Raw genomic sequence first — 18699 nt, 5'->3', positions numbered from 1 at the left:
TTATTAATGACCGTATTCTTAGCAACCGTATTCCATTCATCACCCTATTTGAGACGCACAAAATTTATTTGTACTCCGCCAAATTTGCGATAATGCCCGACCATTTTATTTACAAGGGTTCCATCGCACATGTGGTTTAAAAATCTAAGCATTTTTCGTCTTACTGAAGAGTTCACTTTGGCTCCGGCAGAGCTGGAACAAAAACTTGCACAAATGGCTTTTCGTCCTTGCGGCAGTCATGAGGAATTTACTTTTGGCTGGACGTCGCCGCTGGGCAAATCGTCCGAGCAATTGGTGCATAGCGCGAACGGCTTTTTGATGGTCTGCTTGAAAAAAGAAGAAAGAGTCCTGCCGGCGTCTGTCGTTAATGAAATGTTGCAGGAAAAAATCGCTGAAACCGAGGAACAGCAAGGCCGTAAGTTAGCCAAAAAAGAACGCACCGCGCTGAAGGATGAGCTGATCTTTGAACTGTTGCCCAGGGCTTTCACGTTCTCAAACAAGACTTACGCTTATATCGACCCTAAAGGCGGTTTTTTGGTTGTTGATGCGGCTTCTGCCAAGAAGGCCGAGGATTTGCTGAGCTGTTTGCGTAAATGCCTGGGTTCGTTAGCGGCCGTTCCGCTCAATACGATTGAGAAGCCGGTTAAAGTCATGACCGAGTGGCTAGTTAACAATCAAGCGCCGGACGACATTATTATTGAAGACGAATGCGAATTGCGCGCGCCCGAAGAAGAAGGCGGTATTGTCCGCTGCAAGCGCCACGACTTGAGTCTGCCGGAAATTAAAAATCATTTGGATACCGGCAAGGAAGTGATCAAGCTGGCCGTCAGTTGGGCCGACCGTTTGGCTTTTATTATCGATGAAAACCTGGCCGTTAAGCGCTTGAAGTTTCTTGATTTGATCCAGGATCAGGTGGCCGACATCGACACTAACTCTGAAGCCGAACAGTTCGACGTGGATTTTTCGATTATGTCGCTGGAATTGGCAAATTTCCTGCCGCGTTTGCTGGAGTTATTCGGCGGCGAGAATAAGGCGTAATTGGCTTTATCGCGTCTGCTCTAAACGTTGCGAGCTAGAGCATTTCTTCGTTAGTTAAAGAGTCGCTCACGCGACGGATTATTTTAATCGAGGTCTCGCCCCCGATGGCGAGATACTTTCTTTTGCTCCGCCTCGGCAACTGCTCCTGCGTTGCTCTTGATCACTGTTCCAGACGCGATTCTACCTCCCCCATCCGTGGGGTCGTACCTCCTGCATCCTTGTAGTCGAAAAGAAAGTATCCAAAGACCAATCCGCCGGGAGCGGATTGGGACATCAACGGCGCACGAAGTGCGAGCGCCGGGAGGGCACGAGTCAGCAGGCGGCCCGTTACCGCTTCAATCACTCGGCACATCCATGTACCTCGCCCTTTCGGGTGCTGCGCATGCAAATCGGCTATCCTGCCGATTTGTCCCGGCGAAAGCTCCGGTGCTCGGCGCAGCAAACGGGACTTAATTCGTGCTCTTGCAAACACCTATTGCCCAACAAATAGCGTGCAATCATCAGGATTGATCTTAAGTAATCAAGAATTGCTCTAAACCTTCCAGGTTTTTAAAACCTGGAAGGTCTGCGCATAGGCATGGCCGGCTTGCAAGAAAAATATGATGCGCTTACACTGCAATATCATGTTTATAATCCGCGAATATTCAAGGAGTTTACCATGTTAGAAAAACACCAACCTGCCCCGCTGTTCAGCGCAAAAAATCAATTCGATGAAACGGTTAGCTTGTCCGACTATCTGGAAAAGAAGAATGTCGTGTTGTATTTCTATCCAAAGGACGACACGCCCGGCTGCACGATTGAAGCGAACCAGTTTACTCAACTTATCGATGAATTTGCCAAGGCCGATACCGTGGTTATCGGTGTAAGCAAGGACACTTGCGCCAGTCATATGGATTTCATCAAAAAGTTCGACCTGAAAGTGGATTTACTGGCCGACGTCGGCGGCGAGCTCTGCGAGAGCTACGACGTATGGCGTGAACGGGAAAAGAACGGCGTCAAAAGCATGGCGATTCTTCGTTCCACATTCATTATCAATAAAGAAGGCATCTTGGAGGACGTGGCTTACGGCGTTACGCCCGAGGGCCATGCCCAGAAAGTGCTGGAAAAAGTAAAACAACTGTAACCCGGATTTGGATTCGTTTCATGTCAAAATTTAATTTCACGATGCACCATGCCAGCCTCGTTGTTGCCGACACTGCCGCATCGTTGCGGTTTTATTGCGACGTTCTCGGCATGCCGCAAACGGACAGACCCGATTTGGGCTTTCCGGGCGCCTGGTTGCAGTTAGGCGCTCAGCAGATTCATTTGCTGGAATTGGAAACCCAGGATCCCAAAACAGGACGTCCCGAACATGGCGGACGGGATCGGCATATTGCGTTAAGCGTGCCGGAACTCGCGCCGGTTCGGGAAACGTTGGATCAAAACGGCATTGCCTATACCTTGAGTAAATCAGGGCGGCAAGCGCTGTTTTGCCGTGATCCGGACGGAAATGCGCTGGAAATCCTCCAGCGGGTATAAAGCTGAGTTGAGCAGCTTGCCTGCTCAAACGAAACTTATGCCCTCTGGGTATAAAGCTGAGTTGAGCGGCTCGTCCGCTCAACCGAAACTTATGCCCTTTTCCTGTAGACTACGTTATAGATCTTGAAACAAAGTATCGAAGCAGCCAGCAGCAGTGTTATTGCATTAGCAAAAATAATGGCTTTATCGTCGAGATAAATGCCGTAAATGAGCCAACACAGCACACCCAGGGTAAAGGTGCTGTACATGCCCAACGAAAGGGATTCGGTATCCCTGGTTCTTATCGTTAGGATTGCCTGGGGTACAAACGAAGCGGTAGTCAGTGTGGCAGCCAAATAGCCGATTATTTCAGGTGTGAATGTCATAACTGCTTTGCTATAGAACCGCTATTTTCCTGCCGCTGCTTTCTTGAGTTTCTTCAGTACGCTCTGTCCGAAAGCGTTCGCAAACTCTTCAATATTTTCATACTCCTGCTCTTGCGCAAAATTCACGACTTCCATAACCAACTTTTTATTTGCGGCTATTTCCGCATGCGTTCGGCCGCAACCTTCGCAGTGAGTTCCTTCGTAAGTACATTTATCAACGCAAGGACTAAATTTCATGATGTTTCCTCTAAATTTTTATTCATAACGATAACATAGCAGGCAAAATACCCGCCCTGGCTTTCTTCCGAGGAATTTTACCACACCGAAAATAAGCGGTTACACGTCTTAACGATAATCAAGCTTGGAAATCAGCTTTTCTATCTCAATGCGATTCGCAGACGCTCAACATGGTATTATCAAAACTAATCTCACCGTCAACGATTTGAAAAACGCCCTTGCCGCGTTCTTCGTTATTTTTCCAGATACAATTTCCAATCTGGATTTCGGCTCCGCAATGAACGGCTTCTTCCACTATCACTTGAACATGTTCGGCAAGAATCATTTCGGACAACAGTTTCATTCGCTCTGCGTGAAGCCGAGTGCAATCCGTTTCGAGCTTATCTCTGGTATGGAGCAGCTTATTCAGCAAACCGTTCTTGTCTTTTTCGGGATGCAGCGAAATAAAAGCAATAATCTTGTTAATGTCTTCCTGCTCTTTTTCGTCCGCATCGATCTCAAGCTTGAGCTTGTCTATCTGCGTTTGCAGATAAGGGTTGAATCCCGCCCTGATCTTGGTGACAAAGCCTGCGTTTGAGCCGATTATTGCTGTTTTAATCAACGCCGATGCGCGAGCAATGCCGCCGATGATACGGCCCTTTTTGCCGCCGGACTTTCCCACCAATATGCGGTTAAGTGCAGTTAAATGATTATGCATGGAAAATTCTTCAATAATAATGTCGATCCCGGCTTCCATGAAGACATTTTCGGCAAAATGCACGCTGATTGAACCTTTGCTGATAATTTTCGCGTTAAAGACCGGGGCATCATTCGGATCACTGCTCTGTTCGCTGTGACCTATTACGCCGCCTTTTATAACAACATTGCCGCCGGCTTCAATTACCGCAGCTTCAACGGTCCCGCCGACAAACACGTCTCCGGTCACCTGTATTCTCATACCCTCCGTGACGTCGCCTTTAATATTAATGGTGCCGTCGAAATTCATATTTCCGGTTGAAATATCCACCTTTGGTAGATCGAGAGTAGGCTCCACCACAACGCCATAAGGAACTAATTTCGGCTGCCCCGAGATAGCGGCCAACAGCAGGCTGTTATGATCGGGATCACGCTCGGCCTCCGGGTCCAGCTCTACACCGTATAAATCCAGGACAAACGGTATGTCCTGCCCCGGTTCAGGCATAAGCGCTTGCCCGGTAACGTCCCAACCTTGTTTACCCTCGGTGGGCGGCGTGCGGAACATTAACGGATCGCCCGGCTTTACAACAATCAATTGCCCAAGATCACGGTAATTAACCATACCTCGCTCGTCTATCCGGGGTTTACGTTCTCTTATTTGCGGTATCAAACTTTGAAAGCGTGCATCAATGCCTCTCACAGGAAGCAATCCGCGAGCGATGACTCGTTCAGTCGCGCAACCGTCTTTTAAGGCCGCCTCAATTTCGCTTTTGATGATGCCTTTGATGATTCCTTTCTCCTGCAAAGCCTTCTGAATTTGCAATAGATCAACCGGAGCACCGCCATAAGGAGGGGTTAAAGTGAGTCTGGCAGCCATTTTATCTTCATCTATCATGATTATGCAGCCGCCATCGCGGCGTTCGCCGATTTCCAGCGTAAAACTCTCACTGGCCTCACTGTACTTTTTTACCAGATTTGAAAGCGCATTTTCATGCAGAAACAAACCGGACAAATTCTGTTTAGCCAAAGCCTCATTGATCATTGCCTCATCGAGCGGAGGGCGGCATTCGGATACTTCGCACACTGCAAGCAATTTGCCTTCATCGCTGAGCTTAAATGTCAGTACATCGGTAAGCGACACATCATTCACAGCCTTGCTCCTTGTAAAGTTATGACGACTTTCTAAAGCTGAGTTGAGCAGCTTGTCTGCTCAAACGAAACTTATGCCCTTTGAGTATAAGAATAAAATATTGCGCCTGATCAGGTGCTTTATATTTAGATTACTGGCTTGAAAGGTAGCATATTATTAGAACAACGCTTAATAATATCGGCAGCCGGAAAGAAAATTTTACCTACATCGGCCTATGTAGATAATAAGCAGGGGCCGTAAAAATTTTTGAACGCTAAAAAAAGTCCCAAGACACAGTGGCACTGTGCTGGGACTAAAATCGCCTGCTTGATTGGCATTCAATCCATCCTTGGCAACATCCTGTTGAAGTTTTTTAAAATCCGTTTCCTTGTTCGGCGACACTGTCATTGTCTCAGAAAATAACCTCAAAAAAAGCCAGCTAAAACTTAAAATTATGTAGGCTCAAAATTACGCCGATATCTTAAATTTGCATGGTTTGTCTGCCGCACCTTCGTAGCCTTAGATCATCCAAGCAGAATGAATAACAAACGCTGCAAAATCTTGCTTGTCATAGTAAGATATTGCCAGTCTTTAATATAAGTAATCTCAACATGGATCAACGTACTGCAGAAGTAGAGCGAAATACGCTTGAAACTCAAATTAAAATCAAAATTAACCTGGACGGTTCGGGTAAATCCTCGTTTTCAACCGGCGTACCTTTCCTCGAACATATGCTCGACCAGATTGCCAGGCACGGCTTGATTGACTTGGATATTGAAGCGAAAGGCGATTTGGAGATCGATGATCACCACACCGTTGAAGACATCGGTATTACCTTAGGCCAAGCGTTTGCCAAAGCGACGGCAGACAAAAAAGGTATTTATCGTTACGGGCATGCTTACGTACCCCTGGATGAAGCCTTGTCGCGAGTTGTGATTGATTTTTCCGGACGCCCCGGCCTGTTTTATGACGTTAAATACCCTAAGGCCATGATCGGCAGTTTCGATGTTGATTTATTCCGCGAATTCTTCCAAGGCTTTGTCAATCATGCCGGCGTGACATTACATATCGACAGTTTGAAAGGCGCCAACGCCCATCACGTTGCTGAAACCATCTTTAAAGCCATGGGCCGCGCCATACGCATGGCGATTACCGCCGACCCGCGTATGGCAGGCATGATGCCATCAACCAAGGGTAGCCTTTAGCCTTGTACCTTTAACTTTGCACCTTTAGTCTGTATTTCTTATGTCTTCTGTCGCTGTAATTGATTACGGAATGGGTAACCTGCATTCCATCGTAAAGGCCCTGCAACATGCGGCACCTGAAGCGGATGTTGTTTGCGTGTCCGATGCCGATGTCATTCTTAACGCCGACCGCGTGGTTTTTCCGGGTGTCGGCGCAATACGGGATTGTATGCAGGCGCTCAACCAATCCGGCTTATCCGATGTTATCCAACAGGTTGCCAAAACCAAACCGTTATTGGGAATCTGCCTGGGCATGCAAGCCTTATTAACCGACAGTGAAGAAAACGGCGGCACACCTTGCCTGGACGTTTTCTCCGGGCACGTGGTCCATTTCTCCGAACCGTTAAAAGACGGCAACGGTAATTCACTTAAAATTCCGCACATGGGCTGGAATCAAGTCCATCAACTGCAACAGCATCCGTTATGGGAGAACATCCCCCAAGACAGCCGCTTTTACTTTGTGCATAGTTATTATGCCAAGCCGGATAATGCCGCAATCATGGCCGCAACAACGCAGTACCCGGAAGCATTTACTTGTGCGTTGACGCAAGATAATGTTTTTGCCGTACAATTTCATCCCGAAAAAAGCCAGGCAGTCGGTTTGCAGCTACTGAAGAACTTTTTGCATTGGGACGGGCAAGCGTAGGGATGCATTCACTTATACCCAAAGGGTATTTCGTCGTCTTTGGGCAGATAAATCCGCCCCTATAATAATTACACGCCGTTGAGGATTTTATAATTTATGTTACTGATACCAGCAATCGATTTAAAAGAGGGAAAGTGTGTTCGCTTGCGTCAAGGACGAATGGATGATGATACGGTCTTTTCCGACGATCCTGTCGCTGTAGCAGGCAAGTGGGTTGCCGCCGGCGCAAAAAGGATCCACCTGGTTGACCTGGACGGCGCATTTGCCGGAAAGCCGAGAAATGCCGAAGTCATTCATGCTATTGTCGAAGCCTACCCTAATGTACCTATACAGATAGGCGGCGGTATTCGTGACGAAGAAACAATCCAGGCTTATCTTAATGCCGGCGTGGAATATGTCATTATCGGCACCAAAGCCGTTAATGAACCGCATTTTGTCCGGGATATGGCTCTGGAGTACCCGCGCCGCATCATCGTTGGCCTGGATGCAAAAGACGGCAAGGTAGCTATTGACGGCTGGTCCAAATTATCCAAACATGACGTGATCGACATGGCCCAACATTTTGAGGAAGACGGCGTCGAAGCGATCATTTATACCGACATTTCCAGGGACGGCATGATGTCCGGCGTCAATGTCGAAGCGACGGCAAAACTGGCCCGCGCGATCAGGATTCCGGTTATCGCTTCCGGCGGCATTACTAATATCGATGACATCAAAGCCTTGGGCACTGTCGCAGGCGACGGCATTATGGGCGCGATTACCGGCAGGGCCATTTACGAAGGCACGCTGGACTTTGAGGCGGCCGAAAAATTAGCGGAATCATTTGAATAACCATGAGTTTAGCCAAACGCATCATCCCTTGCCTGGACGTCGATAACGGCCGCGTCGTTAAGGGCGTAAAATTTGTCGATATTCGCGATGCCGGCGACCCGGTAGAAATCGCCAGGCGTTATGACCGCGAAGGCGCCGATGAAATCACCTTTCTGGACATTACCGCCACGCATGATAACCGCGATACGATTGTTCATGTCGTCGAGCAGGTAGCCAGCGAAGTCTTCATTCCGCTAACGGTAGGCGGCGGCATCAGGACTTTGGACGATATTCGCCGCATGCTGAATGCAGGCGCGGACAAGGTCGGTATTAACAGCGCGGCGGTATTTAATCCGGATTTTGTCCGTGAAGCTGCAGAGCGCTTTGGTTCTCAATGTATTGTCGTAGCGATAGACGCCAAGAAAGTCAGCGCTCCTGGTGAACCGAGCCGATGGGAAATTTTTACTCACGGCGGCCGTAAACCGGCAGGCATCGACGCAATTGCATGGGCGAAGAAAATGGTTGATTTCGGTGCCGGCGAAATTTTGTTAACCAGCATGGACAGGGACGGAACGCGTGAAGGCTTTGATTTGCCGTTAACTCGCGCCATCAGCGAGGCCGTCACAGTACCGGTCATTGCGTCCGGCGGCGTCGGCAATCTCGATCATCTGGCCGACGGCATTATTGACGGTAAAGCCGATGCGGTATTGGCGGCCAGTATTTTTCATTTTGCCGAATACACCATTGGCCAAGCCAAACAACAGATGGCCTCGCGCGGCATAGAGGTACGCCTATGAGTTCTTCCTGGCTGGATGCGATACGCTGGACCGAAGACGGACTAGTCCCGGTTATTGCGCAACAGGCGAAAAGCGGGAAAGTAATCATGTTCGCCTGGATGAATCGTGAATCGTTAAGTTTAACGGTCGCCGAAGGTTACGCCGTTTATTGGTCAAGATCACGCGGAAGATTGTGGCGTAAAGGCGAGGAATCGGGGCACCGGCAAAAAGTTTTAGGTATATCCCTGGATTGCGATGAAGACGTTATTCTGCTAAAAGTCGAACAAGAAGGGGGCATCGCCTGCCATACCGGCCGGGAAAGCTGTTTTTACCGCAACTTAATTGACGGGCAATGGCAAAGTGTTGAGCCGGTTTTAAAAAATCCTGAAGCTATTTATAAAAAATCATGAGCGACGTACTACAACAACTGGCGCAAATCCTGGAACAGCGTAAACTGGAATCTGCCGATAAGTCCTATGTCGCCAGCCTATATGCTAAAGGACTGGATACGATACTGAAAAAAATCGGCGAAGAAGCCACGGAAACCGTTATTGCCGCCAAAGGCGGCGATAAAAAACAGATTATCTATGAAACTGCCGATTTGTGGTTTCATTGCATGGTGTTGCTGGCCGATCAAGGACTGGGGCCGGATGATGTGTTGCAGGAACTGCAACGTCGTTTTGGCTTATCCGGTCTGGAAGAAAAGGCGCAACGTAACAAGTAAAGATCTTGCGATGTAAGATCTCAAGCAAACAAAACGTTGCTCAGCAACGTCACCATTGGAGTTTAAAATGGGTCTCAGCGTTACTCACTTATTAGTTGTATTAGCCATTGTCGTGGTTGTTTTCGGCACCAAGCGTCTACGTAATATTGGCGCCGATCTGGGCGGAGCCATCAAAGGCTTTCGTAACGCCATCAAGGAAGGCGAGGAAGATAATAAACCCGCCGGAGATAAAAGCGAAGCCATTGAAGGCGAAGTCACAACCAAAAAAACCGATAAAGATTAACCGTTATGTTTGATGTAGGGTTCTCAGAGCTTTGTTTGATCGGTTTGGTCAGCTTGCTGGTAATCGGTCCTGAAAAACTCCCCAAAGTGGCCAGACTTGCAGGATTCTGGCTTGGTAAAACACGAAGTATGGTGGCTTCCGTCAAGGAAGAAATTAAGCTGGAACTTCATGCCGAAGAAATGCGCCAAATGTTTAAGGAGCAATCCGGTTTGCCGGAAGTTCAGCAAATACTTGACGAAACCTCCAATACGCTCAAATCTACCATTGAACCGTTATCGATGATACAGAATGACTTGGATACAGAGACCGTTGACAAGGTAAACCAGCATAAGGAGCCGTTACCGATAGAGAAAGCCGTACAACATGAGCCAAAATAGTTTTAACGAGGCTGGAGAGCAATCCTTTATCAGCCATTTGATTGAATTACGTAACCGGCTACTGCGAGCGGTTTTGTGCGTATTAGTTGTATTTTTGGGGCTGGCTTCTTACGCCAATGAAATTTACAGCCTATTAGCCGGCCCTTTGTTAAAGCACATGCCTAAAAATAGCACGATGATTGCTATCGATGTGGCTTCCCCTTTCTTCACACCGTTTAAATTGGCGCTGATAGCGGCAATTTTTATTTCCGTTCCTTACATTCTTTATCAGTTCTGGGCATTTGTAGCGCCCGGCTTGTATAAGCGCGAAAGGCGCATGATATTGCCACTGCTGATTGCCAGTACATTACTGTTTTATCTGGGAGTCGCTTTCGCCTATTTTGTGGTCTTTCCGCTGGTATTTGGTTTCTTGACCGCCGCCGCGCCTGAAGGCGTGGCCGTCATGACCGATATCGCCAAGTATCTCGATTTTGTTTTGGCAATGTTTTTTGCGTTTGGCGTTTGTTTTGAAGTACCGGTATTCACGATCGTGTTGGTCTGGACCGGAGTCATAAGCCCCGAAGGTCTTGCCGAAAAACGCCCGTATGTGATCGTCGGTGCGTTTATCGTAGGTGCCGTATTAACGCCCCCCGACGCTCTCTCGCAAACATTGCTTGCAGTACCGATGTGGATGCTTTTTGAACTGGGTCTGTTGTGTTCCCGGCTTTTTGCCCCCGAACCCGATAGCGATTACCAAGCGCCCGATGATAGAGAAATGGAAGCCCGGCTGGATAGAATTGAGCACCAAGAAGACGATTGATTAAGGCCCCGTACGCGCACCATGCCCATTAATAAAGCGTGCTTTTGTCTTGAATTTTTCATGTTTAGACTTTATCCGCCACGCTTTCTTGCTACGCCTTTACAGCTTTATTATTCAGCCCTGACCGCCATCAATACCCTGCTTTTTGTATAATCTGCTGATGACAATATCATAAAAAAAACAGTACAATACCCCAAATCAGAAGACAGATGTTGAGTTAAGGGATTCCTAAATTATTAGGTTGTCCGGTTATCAATGTTGTAATTCTGTGTTAACCGTAAGTTTTTATTTTAGGAGTTTCAAAATGGCAACAGGCACCGTAAAGTGGTTTAACAACACAAAAGGTTTTGGTTTTATTGCACCTGCTGATGGCGGTGAAGACGTTTTTGTTCATCATTCAGTTATTCAGGGCGAAGGTTTCAAAACCCTGACTGAAGGCGAAACAGTCACTTTTGACATCGAATCAGGTCCAAAAGGCTTAACTGCTGCCAATGTTTGTTCCAAGTAAGGAATAACCAGTTTTAAAAAAAGCCCTTGTATCATTCAAGGGCTTTTTTTTGTCTTACTGTTTTAGAAAACTATTTTAAAGGCCGGCCTTTAGCATCTTTAACGATATGCCCGCCAACAAGCAGCACGAACTCTATGAACCCCCACAGGGCCGCAAATCCGGGCAGCCCGACTACATAAAGTATCGCCGTCAGTCCTATCTGCATGAAGGCCAGTTTGTAAAAGCCCAGATAAAGCCTATGTACGCCCAGCCACCCCAACAATAACGCCAGCACAGCCGCCAAGTACTTGTATTTAACCGCTTTAGGCGGTTCCAAATAGGCACCTACCAAATTAATATTGCCGGCAATTGTCCCTTCGGCATCAAAACTAACGTCATCGCCTTCATCGGGCGGCACGTCGGCGACCCAATCCTCTAAATGAAACGTAAACGCCCCCCCTTCACTTTTTATCACCCCGGTTTGTGTATCGGGATCATAACTTTCAACTTGTCCAATCATTAACTCTCTACCTTTAAAATTAGGACGCCCTAATGGCCGCCATTTATAAATCCTAGACTCGCAAGTAGCCTGTCACTCATCCTGCAAACGCACAGCTAACACATCGCATTGAGCATGATGCAGCACGCCGTTTGCCGTCGAACCGAGCAGCAGCGCGAAACCATGACGGCCATGAGAACCCAGCACGATTAAATCCACCTCGTTTTCTTCGGCCACCCTGATTATTTCCAATTTAGGACTCCCTGTTTCCATCCATCGGCAATCTTCGGCGATATTTAGTTTTTCCGCCAAAACAGCCAGTCTTTTTTTTGCCGCCGCCATTAACTCGGCAGTTAAATCGAGATCAAAAGGAATGGTGGACCCGTAAGCCGCGTCGGTAATCAGCAAATTGTCCATCACATGCACAATACTCAGTTTTGCCTGGTACTTCTCGGCCAAGTCTTTTGCCCTATTGGCTACCGCTTCGCCATGCTCTGAAAAATCCGCCGCGAGCAATATATGTTTATAGCTTTCCATAATCTCTCCTATTTAACGCCGGTAACTTCAGGAAATAATAAAGCCATCACCTGATAAGATCCCAGTATGTACAAAAACGCCAAACCTAAACTAAAAGTCCAACTTTGTTCAAGCGCATTGCGAAAAATATATCCCGTAACAAGCCAATGCCAGATCATTAAAGCGATTGTTATCGCAAATGCCAGCCAAGCACCCACCCCAATCGACATTGAGGCCATTCCCGGCAACGCAAGAAAACTGATCATTGCATCGGTGCCTAGTAAGGCGCTGGCGGTCTGATAAAACCGCCCCCATTTTCGAGCAACGTACAACATCAGCCAGCTAAAGCCGACAAGCAGCAAAGCTCCGGCAACCGCTTGCAACAATGATACAGCCCAGCCTGCATGGAGGCTTATCATTAAAAAACTAACAATAACGTCAATAACAATCAATAGCCGCAACAGCCATACGGAATACGGCAAATCCTGCGGGCTTTTTTTAAACAGACAAATGTCGAATAATAGCATTATGACTTCAAACATGATTTTTCCTGTTTACGTCAACCTCGGTCGCACTACTGCCCTCAGCGGTCTATCGAATAGAGACCGCTATCTAACGGCTTCAACTTTTTCCTCTGCTTCCATCCAAGCCGCTTCGGCCTCATCCAAAGCCTTATCGACTTGTACTTTCCGCTCCATCAGCTTTTTTAACCGCTCCTTCTCCGATTCCGCATAAATGGCAGGATCGGCTAACTGAAGCTCCAATTGCCTTTGTTCATTATGATATTTTTCAACCGCAATTTCAGCTTTTTTCAAGGCATCGAATAAAGGTTTATGTTTTTGTCTGCGCTCTGCATCCAGCTTTCGCTGGTCTTTTCTCGATACCGTCTCGGTACTACTAACGACGGGCTTTTCTTCGGTTTTTTTCTGCTCTGCCAGCCATAGACGGTAATCGTCGAGATCGCCGTCGAAAGCTTGGACCTTGCCGCCCGACACCAATAATAACTGATCGGTCACCGAGCGCAATAAGTGCCGGTCATGCGAGACCACGACTATCGCGCCTTCGTAATCCTGCAAGGCCACGCTCAACGCATGGCGCATTTCCAAGTCCAGGTGATTAGTCGGCTCATCAAGCAATAATAGATTGGGGTTTTGATAAACCAATAGCGCCAATACCAAACGCGCTTTTTCGCCGCCGGAGAAAGGTTTTACAGTTTCCAAGACCTTGTCGCCGCAAAAATCGAAACCGCCGAGGAAATTGCGTAAATCCTTCTCGGTCGCCTGCTTATCCAACTGCTGCAAGTGCCACAAAGGACTCTCATCAACGCGTAACTGCTCCAGTTGATGCTGGGCGAAATAACCGATTTTTAACGCTTCCGCTTCGTTTCTTTTACCGGATAACGGCTGCATATCGCCGGCCAACACTTTAATCAAGCTGGACTTACCGGCGCCGTTCGGCCCGAGCAGCCCAATACGATCGCCCGGCGATATAGACAATCCGGCCTGCTTGATCACGCAAGTCTGCCCATAGCCAATATCGGCCTTATCCAGCGTTAACAATGGATTCGGCATTCTTCCAGGCTTTGCGAAACAGAAATCGAACGGCGAATCGACATGCGCCTGCGCAATCAGCTCCATACGCTCCAAGGCTTTGATCCGGCTTTGCGCTTGCCGGGCTTTGGTCGCTTGCGCTTTAAAGCGATTAACGAAACTCTGCATATGAGCGATTTCGCGCTGCTGCTTAAGATAGGAGGCCTGTTGTTGGGCCAGTTTTTCCGCGCGCATCCGTTCGAATGCCGAATAATTGCCGGTATAAATTTCAGCCTTATTTTGTTCGATATGAACGATATGATCGGTAATCGTATCCAGAAAATCCCGGTCATGAGAAATCAACAACAAGGTGCCGGGATACTTACATAACCAATCCTGCAACCAAATCACCGCATCCAAATCCAGATGGTTGGTCGGCTCGTCCAACAGCAATACATCCGAACGGCACATCAAAGCTTGAGCCAGATTAAGCCGCATCCGCCAGCCGCCTGAAAACGAATTAACCGCATTGATTTCCTGTCCTGAGCTAAAACCCAAACCGTTCATTAAACGCGAAGCCCTGGCCTGAGCGGTATAACCGCCGATAACGTCCAGAGCGGCGTGCAACTCGGCCTGTTTCAAGCCGTCATCGGTCTGTTCGGCAACAAGCAATTGCTGTTGTAAATGCCTTAGCGGCCGGTCTCCATCAATGACATAATCGATAGCGGCACGGTCGACGCCCGGCGTTTCCTGAGCAACATGAGCGATTTCCAAGCCCGGCGGCATCGAGAACTCGCCCTCGTCCAAATGCAGCTCGTCCCTGACCAACGCAAAAAAGCTGGACTTGCCGACGCCGTTTGCGCCGGTAAAGCCTACTTTTTGGCCTTTGTGGATAGTGAAAGAAGAGTTCGCAAACAATACCCGAGCTCCGCGGCGCAGGGTTATATTTCTAAAATTTAACATTAAGGTTCAAGGTAAAAGTTTCAAGCTGAAAAACATTACGCTAATTCGAATATCGTAAGACGGGCAGAGCGCAACGAAACCCATTCAACACGCTAAAATTTCAGCGGCCCGGTAAATGCGAAGAATGCTATGTTCAATATCGCCAAGCCAATTAGCAAATAAATTGTTATCTGCATGCCCAGCACCCGTTTCCGGAAATCTTTTGCCGGAAGCCCTATCGCATGCAATATTCGCCCAACTAACAGCATAACGCCAAGAATATAGATCAGCATCTTCGGCGCTCCGTTTAACTCCAACGTTAATAAAAGCAACAGCGTTATCGGAATGTATTCGACCGCATTTGCATGAGCGCGGATTGCCAATTGTAACTCTTCATTTCCGCCGTCTCCGACACTTACCCGGTTTTTCCTGCGAAGTTTTATAACCGAAAGCGTCAGTTTTACGATTAATAAAGCTGACAACGAAGCATAGAGTGACGTAATCATGATGACTCTCTGTCTGAAGATTCAAATAGCCAAGGGTAAAGCGAGCAGGACAGCGGTCAGTAATCCCTGCCCTTCTGCCTAGCTCTACTTAAGTTAAGCAGCCCGCTCAATCATCTTATCCGCCTGCTCGGCGAATTGCTCCAGGTTGCCTTTTTTAACCGTATCGACCGGAATGACCAGCGCGGTATTCAAATTGATGAAGATATAAACATAGCGTTTGCCGTATTCGACCCTGACTAAATCGCTCCAGGCCATTTTATGTTTGCCGCTGGGCGATTTTTCCAATAGGTAATTAGGATTGGCCGGATCGATTGTCAGCGTATAAGTGCCGAACATATTAACTTTTTCTTTATCGGTATAATTCTTAAGTATCTGCCTATGCAAATCCAGCATCATTATTTTAGGCGACAAGAACGCCCAGAGTACGGCAATAACAAAGATATAAGCCGACGACTTGAAATCGGCATAATAAAAATAATAAAACGAGCCGATCAGAGCCATGATACCCGGCACTATCCAGCGGTTTTTCTTGATATTGTTTTGTATCTCTTCATTTCTCATGAATTGCATTTCATTAAAATGGATTAAATCTTGTTCGCGGAATTCGTATTCAATTTCAAACATGTCTTTGGTCTTTGTAAATAATTATAAAAAAGTAACTATGCAGCTGTAGCTACAGCTGTATAAAAAATCTAATGCATTTTTATTGTCGCATGAACGCTACGCCTGAATAGATTAGAAAGAGTCAACATCGCTGTCCTGAAATAGCCGTGTATAGCTATCTGATGCATTTTGTACAGAGACAGATAAACCACCTTGGCGATAAAGCCGCCGATACTGACCGATCCCATCAAATTGCCCATCAGGTTGCCGACTGTGGTGTATTTGCCGAGTGCAACCAACGACCCGTAATCGAGATAATCATATTTGACCAACTGGCCGCCTTGTAAGCGATTGACAATCGATTTGCTTAACGTGGTTGCCTGCTGATGCGCCGCCTGCGCTCGCGGCGGCACATTGCCGTCATGGCCGGGCCACGGACAAGCCGCACAATCGCCCATCGCAAAAATATCGTCGTCATTGGTCTTCAAGGTTTCGTCGACGACCAACTGGTTGATCCTGTTAACTTCCAGGCCATCCAGGTTTTGCATCCAGTCCGGCGCTTTAATGCCAGCCGACCAGACTTTAAGGTCCGCCGGAATCATCTCGCCGTCATGGGTATGAACGCCTTCTCTAGTCACCTCAACCACCCGCCGGCCCAGCTTAAGGTCAATGCCCAGTTTGACCAATTGTTGCTGCGTGGCGTGGGCTAATTTGGTCGGCAATGCAGGTAACAGTTGAGTAGCGGCCTCAATAATCGTCAACTTCACGTCGCTGGATTCATCCAAGCCGTAAACCGCCAACAAATCGGTCACCTCGTGCAATTGCGCCGACAGCTCAACGCCGGTAGCGCCCGCACCGATGATAACGATCGATAAGCTCTTGCCGGCAGCTTTACCGGCATGACTCTTGATGTAAGATTCAACCAACTGTTTTTGAAACTTGAAAGCCTGCGCAGTGGTATCCAGGAACAGGCAGTGTTCGGCCACGCCTTTAATGTTAAACGTGTTGCTGATACTGCCGACCGACATCACCAGCGTATCGTAACTGAACGTGCGTCTGGGGATTAATTCTTCGCCGCTGTCGCTCAGCGTGGGACTGACGTAAATTTCCTTTGCCTGCCGGTTCAAACCTTCCATCCTGCCCAGCCTGAAACGGAAATGATTCCGGTGCGCCTGGGCCAGGTATTCGATCTGCTCGGATTCATCCAATGTACCTGCCGCGACCTCATGCAGCAACGGCTTCCAGATATGCGTCGGCGACGCGTCCAGCAACGTAACCTCAGCCGCGCCTTTCTTGCCTAATTTTTTACCCAAACTGGTAGCAAGCTCCAACCCCGAAGCTCCTCCGCCAACAATCACTATCTTGTGTTTTTTATTATTGTTATCAGTCATTGTTCCCCCTCAAAAAAATATTCTCTTTCTGTACTATAGCATTATATCGAATCGGCCCGATTGTGACCGATTTAGCTGAGAATATACTGACGGATCGACAAGAACTTTGCGTATTTCAAGAAAGACGCAACGTATTACGATGATTATCCTGACACTGAGGAAACGGGCTCGGGGTCACGCAACAGCTAACCGGCGCGAAATAACGGTGGAGCACCATAAAGAAAGGACATCATTGATGAGATCCCTGGCGTTTACAAAGGCATAAGCGCTACGATGGAAAGCCAAAGCGATTTAGGGCTACCTTGAAACAGGCGCGTTGCGATTTGCTACCAGGTCAATGCAGGCAAACACAATCTGTTTGCCTGCACTGTTTTTTTCAACAGAGAATGAAGCGCTTTTTGTTTTAGGCTATAAGGGAAATGCAATATTCAGGAATGTCAAAGCGGGTTTCACTAATCGGTTTGTCATGCTGGAGCATAATGGCTTTTTTACTGCCGTTGGGCTGGTACAACGTAATTTCTCCATAAACAGTATGGCTACCTGAAAAGAACGTTTCTCCTTCCAAATCTTTTCGCACCAGATTGGTCATTTCTTGATAGATTTTAGAGAAATCATCCAGGCTTATTTCCGAGAACTTTAACTCTTTCATTGTTTTCCCTTTTGTTTTAAGTGGAGCGAAACTTTAAATCAATATTTTCGACATTTTTCCACAAAAAAATATAAATTCAACAATAACTTAATAAAAATAAGTAATGTAGTCCCTTAACAAGAACGGGCGCATTATATTTCAACGAGTTACAACCATTAAAAACGGCAATTTAAATATCGGTTTAGAAAAAACTGCGGAGAAACTATCAGCCGGTAAAAACCGGACTCATATCCTCAGCCTGAGGAACCCTCATTAAATACAATCTCAACCAACGGCAGTTCCCACTGACGCAACCAAATCACGGTTTAACGCGGCCAGCAATTCCTCAATGGAAAACTCGACCAATAAATCGGCGGATGGCTTGGCTTGCACGGGTATGTGCTGGATGATGCCGTCCAACACCACCTTTGCCACCGCTTGGCGTATGTCCACGGTGGCGATCAGCGCCGCCCAGCCCCGGTTAAGCTTGACGGCATACTGGTCCAAGCCTTTGTGCCTGAGCTTCAGGCTGCCTTTTTTTCCGGCCAGTCCTTTACCGTCCTTGGACAGAGTGCCTAGCAACAGGCGCAAGATTTCAGGATTACTGTCGACGTTGCCGTCGTCGAGCAGTTCTTGGTTCAGGTGGCGTAAGGTCGTTAAAGACCGCACCTATCGCAAAGATCTCGCCGTTTTCGTTAGTCTCTAAATCCAGGCTACAGCAGTGGGTTTGAAAGGTTTGCCAGTCCATTGTGTGATTATTTTGCCGGAGGGTTGTTTAAGGGGGGGTCATCGTATCAGGCTTGAGAAGAGGGTATGCTATTTATTGCTGGTGGTTGGATGATATTGAATTATCGCGCCATATTGAAACATGAGAATGTCAGCATTCTTTAGTGCGTGTTTTAAAAGTAGCCATTGAGTTGCAAAACCTGCAAAATTTAAAATTTGCAATGGCTAAAAGAAAACACCGCAAGCGCTAC

At 47.5% G+C, this 18699-nt stretch carries 25 protein-coding genes; 13 read left to right on the top strand and 12 right to left on the bottom strand.

The features are described 5' to 3' along the window. The first annotated feature begins 129 nt into the window (after positions 1 to 129). From rdgC to EKO24_RS00300, 3 genes are all read left to right on the top strand, one after another. Complete coding sequence (gene rdgC, locus EKO24_RS00310) at positions 130 to 1038, top strand: recombination-associated protein RdgC (RefSeq protein ID WP_127027701.1); 909 nt, start codon at positions 130 to 132, stop codon at positions 1036 to 1038. Positions 1039 to 1696: 658 nt separating this feature from the next. Next, positions 1697 to 2161, top strand: a complete 465-nt coding sequence (locus EKO24_RS00305) for a peroxiredoxin (RefSeq protein WP_127027702.1) — start codon at positions 1697 to 1699, stop codon at positions 2159 to 2161. Positions 2162 to 2181: 20 nt separating this feature from the next. Next, complete coding sequence (locus EKO24_RS00300) at positions 2182 to 2556, top strand: VOC family protein (RefSeq protein WP_127027703.1); 375 nt, start codon at positions 2182 to 2184, stop codon at positions 2554 to 2556. Positions 2557 to 2645: 89 nt separating this feature from the next. Here the strand turns inward: EKO24_RS00300 and EKO24_RS00295 are convergent, their stop codons facing one another. The 3 genes from EKO24_RS00295 to EKO24_RS00285 all read right to left on the bottom strand — a co-directional run bounded on the left by EKO24_RS00295 (position 2646) and on the right by EKO24_RS00285 (position 4983). Next, positions 2646 to 2921: a SemiSWEET transporter gene (locus tag EKO24_RS00295; RefSeq protein ID WP_127027704.1), complete on the bottom strand. Its 276-nt coding sequence runs from the start codon at positions 2919 to 2921 to the stop codon at positions 2646 to 2648. 21 nt (positions 2922 to 2942) lie between these two features. Further along, positions 2943 to 3158 carry a DUF1289 domain-containing protein gene (locus EKO24_RS00290; RefSeq protein WP_127027705.1) on the bottom strand — a complete coding sequence of 72 codons (216 nt, stop codon included), beginning with the start codon at positions 3156 to 3158 and terminating at the stop codon, positions 2943 to 2945. Between the two features lie 145 nt (positions 3159 to 3303). After that, positions 3304 to 4983: a DUF342 domain-containing protein gene (locus EKO24_RS00285; protein ID WP_127027706.1), complete on the bottom strand. Its 1680-nt coding sequence runs from the start codon at positions 4981 to 4983 to the stop codon at positions 3304 to 3306. Positions 4984 to 5573: 590 nt separating this feature from the next. On the opposite strand from EKO24_RS00285, the gene hisB reads away from it, so the two are divergent. The 10 genes from hisB (at position 5574) to EKO24_RS00235 (ending at position 11129) form a co-directional block, all read left to right on the top strand. Continuing rightward, positions 5574 to 6167 carry an imidazoleglycerol-phosphate dehydratase HisB gene (gene hisB, locus EKO24_RS00280; protein WP_127027707.1) on the top strand — a complete coding sequence of 198 codons (594 nt, stop codon included), beginning with the start codon at positions 5574 to 5576 and terminating at the stop codon, positions 6165 to 6167. Between the two features lie 40 nt (positions 6168 to 6207). After that, positions 6208 to 6852 (top strand): imidazole glycerol phosphate synthase subunit HisH, encoded by a 645-nt coding sequence (gene hisH, locus EKO24_RS00275; protein ID WP_127027708.1) that lies wholly within the window; start codon positions 6208 to 6210, stop codon positions 6850 to 6852. A gap of 96 nt (positions 6853 to 6948) precedes the next feature. Continuing rightward, positions 6949 to 7683, top strand: a complete 735-nt coding sequence (gene hisA / locus EKO24_RS00270) for a 1-(5-phosphoribosyl)-5-[(5-phosphoribosylamino)methylideneamino]imidazole-4-carboxamide isomerase (RefSeq protein ID WP_127027709.1) — start codon at positions 6949 to 6951, stop codon at positions 7681 to 7683. A 2-nt stretch (positions 7684 to 7685) separates the two neighbouring features. Next, entirely contained in the window at positions 7686 to 8459 is a 774-nt protein-coding gene (gene hisF, locus EKO24_RS00265) for an imidazole glycerol phosphate synthase subunit HisF (RefSeq protein ID WP_127027710.1), read from the top strand. Then, on the top strand, positions 8456 to 8848 hold the full coding sequence (gene hisI, locus EKO24_RS00260) for a phosphoribosyl-AMP cyclohydrolase (RefSeq protein ID WP_127027711.1): 393 nt from the start codon (positions 8456 to 8458) through the stop codon (positions 8846 to 8848). Before hisF ends, hisI begins: the two co-directional genes overlap by 4 nt. Next, positions 8845 to 9162: a phosphoribosyl-ATP diphosphatase gene (locus tag EKO24_RS00255; RefSeq protein ID WP_127027712.1), complete on the top strand. Its 318-nt coding sequence runs from the start codon at positions 8845 to 8847 to the stop codon at positions 9160 to 9162. Before hisI ends, EKO24_RS00255 begins: the two co-directional genes overlap by 4 nt. A 67-nt stretch (positions 9163 to 9229) precedes the next feature. After that, the gene (tatA, locus tag EKO24_RS00250; RefSeq protein WP_127027713.1) at positions 9230 to 9445 is read left to right on the top strand and encodes a Sec-independent protein translocase subunit TatA; all 216 of its coding nucleotides are present in this window, start codon (positions 9230 to 9232) and stop codon (positions 9443 to 9445) included. 5 nt (positions 9446 to 9450) lie between these two features. Then, complete coding sequence (gene tatB / locus EKO24_RS00245; RefSeq protein WP_127027714.1) at positions 9451 to 9822, top strand: Sec-independent protein translocase protein TatB; 372 nt, start codon at positions 9451 to 9453, stop codon at positions 9820 to 9822. Continuing rightward, positions 9809 to 10621, top strand: a complete 813-nt coding sequence (gene tatC / locus EKO24_RS00240; protein WP_127027715.1) for a twin-arginine translocase subunit TatC — start codon at positions 9809 to 9811, stop codon at positions 10619 to 10621. The genes tatB and tatC overlap by 14 nt, the downstream gene beginning before the upstream one ends. A gap of 304 nt (positions 10622 to 10925) precedes the next feature. Then, complete coding sequence (locus tag EKO24_RS00235) at positions 10926 to 11129, top strand: cold-shock protein (protein ID WP_127027716.1); 204 nt, start codon at positions 10926 to 10928, stop codon at positions 11127 to 11129. 70 nt (positions 11130 to 11199) lie between these two features. Here EKO24_RS00235 and EKO24_RS00230 read toward each other — a convergent pair whose 3' ends face one another. The 9 genes from EKO24_RS00230 to EKO24_RS00190 form a co-directional block, all read right to left on the bottom strand. Continuing rightward, on the bottom strand, positions 11200 to 11628 hold the full coding sequence (locus EKO24_RS00230; RefSeq protein WP_127027717.1) for an NINE protein: 429 nt from the start codon (positions 11626 to 11628) through the stop codon (positions 11200 to 11202). Between the two features lie 72 nt (positions 11629 to 11700). After that, positions 11701 to 12144 carry a universal stress protein gene (locus tag EKO24_RS00225; RefSeq protein ID WP_127027718.1) on the bottom strand — a complete coding sequence of 148 codons (444 nt, stop codon included), beginning with the start codon at positions 12142 to 12144 and terminating at the stop codon, positions 11701 to 11703. A gap of 8 nt (positions 12145 to 12152) precedes the next feature. Continuing rightward, positions 12153 to 12665: a hypothetical protein gene (locus EKO24_RS00220; protein ID WP_127027719.1), complete on the bottom strand. Its 513-nt coding sequence runs from the start codon at positions 12663 to 12665 to the stop codon at positions 12153 to 12155. Positions 12666 to 12731: 66 nt separating this feature from the next. Beyond that, positions 12732 to 14615 (bottom strand): ATP-binding cassette domain-containing protein, encoded by a 1884-nt coding sequence (locus EKO24_RS00215; protein WP_127027720.1) that lies wholly within the window; start codon positions 14613 to 14615, stop codon positions 12732 to 12734. Positions 14616 to 14707: 92 nt separating this feature from the next. After that, a complete protein-coding gene (locus EKO24_RS00210; RefSeq protein WP_127027721.1) occupies positions 14708 to 15100 on the bottom strand; it encodes an MAPEG family protein in 393 nt (130 codons plus the stop codon). Between the two features lie 93 nt (positions 15101 to 15193). Further along, positions 15194 to 15724: a YcxB family protein gene (locus EKO24_RS00205; protein WP_127027722.1), complete on the bottom strand. Its 531-nt coding sequence runs from the start codon at positions 15722 to 15724 to the stop codon at positions 15194 to 15196. A 68-nt stretch (positions 15725 to 15792) separates the two neighbouring features. Beyond that, positions 15793 to 17094 carry an NAD(P)/FAD-dependent oxidoreductase gene (locus EKO24_RS00200; protein WP_127027723.1) on the bottom strand — a complete coding sequence of 434 codons (1302 nt, stop codon included), beginning with the start codon at positions 17092 to 17094 and terminating at the stop codon, positions 15793 to 15795. 403 nt (positions 17095 to 17497) lie between these two features. Continuing rightward, positions 17498 to 17743, bottom strand: a complete 246-nt coding sequence (locus tag EKO24_RS00195) for a hypothetical protein (RefSeq protein ID WP_127027724.1) — start codon at positions 17741 to 17743, stop codon at positions 17498 to 17500. Between the two features lie 264 nt (positions 17744 to 18007). Next, positions 18008 to 18391, bottom strand: a complete 384-nt coding sequence (locus EKO24_RS00190; RefSeq protein WP_127027725.1) for a hypothetical protein — start codon at positions 18389 to 18391, stop codon at positions 18008 to 18010. Positions 18392 to 18699 lie beyond the last annotated feature (308 nt).

The sequence above is a fragment of the Candidatus Methylobacter oryzae genome (genome assembly GCF_003994235.2).
Taxonomy (GTDB): domain Bacteria; phylum Pseudomonadota; class Gammaproteobacteria; order Methylococcales; family Methylomonadaceae; genus Methylobacter_A; species Methylobacter_A oryzae.
The sequence above is the reverse complement of the archived record's forward strand: the minus strand, read 5'-3'. Positions and strand labels throughout refer to the sequence as shown.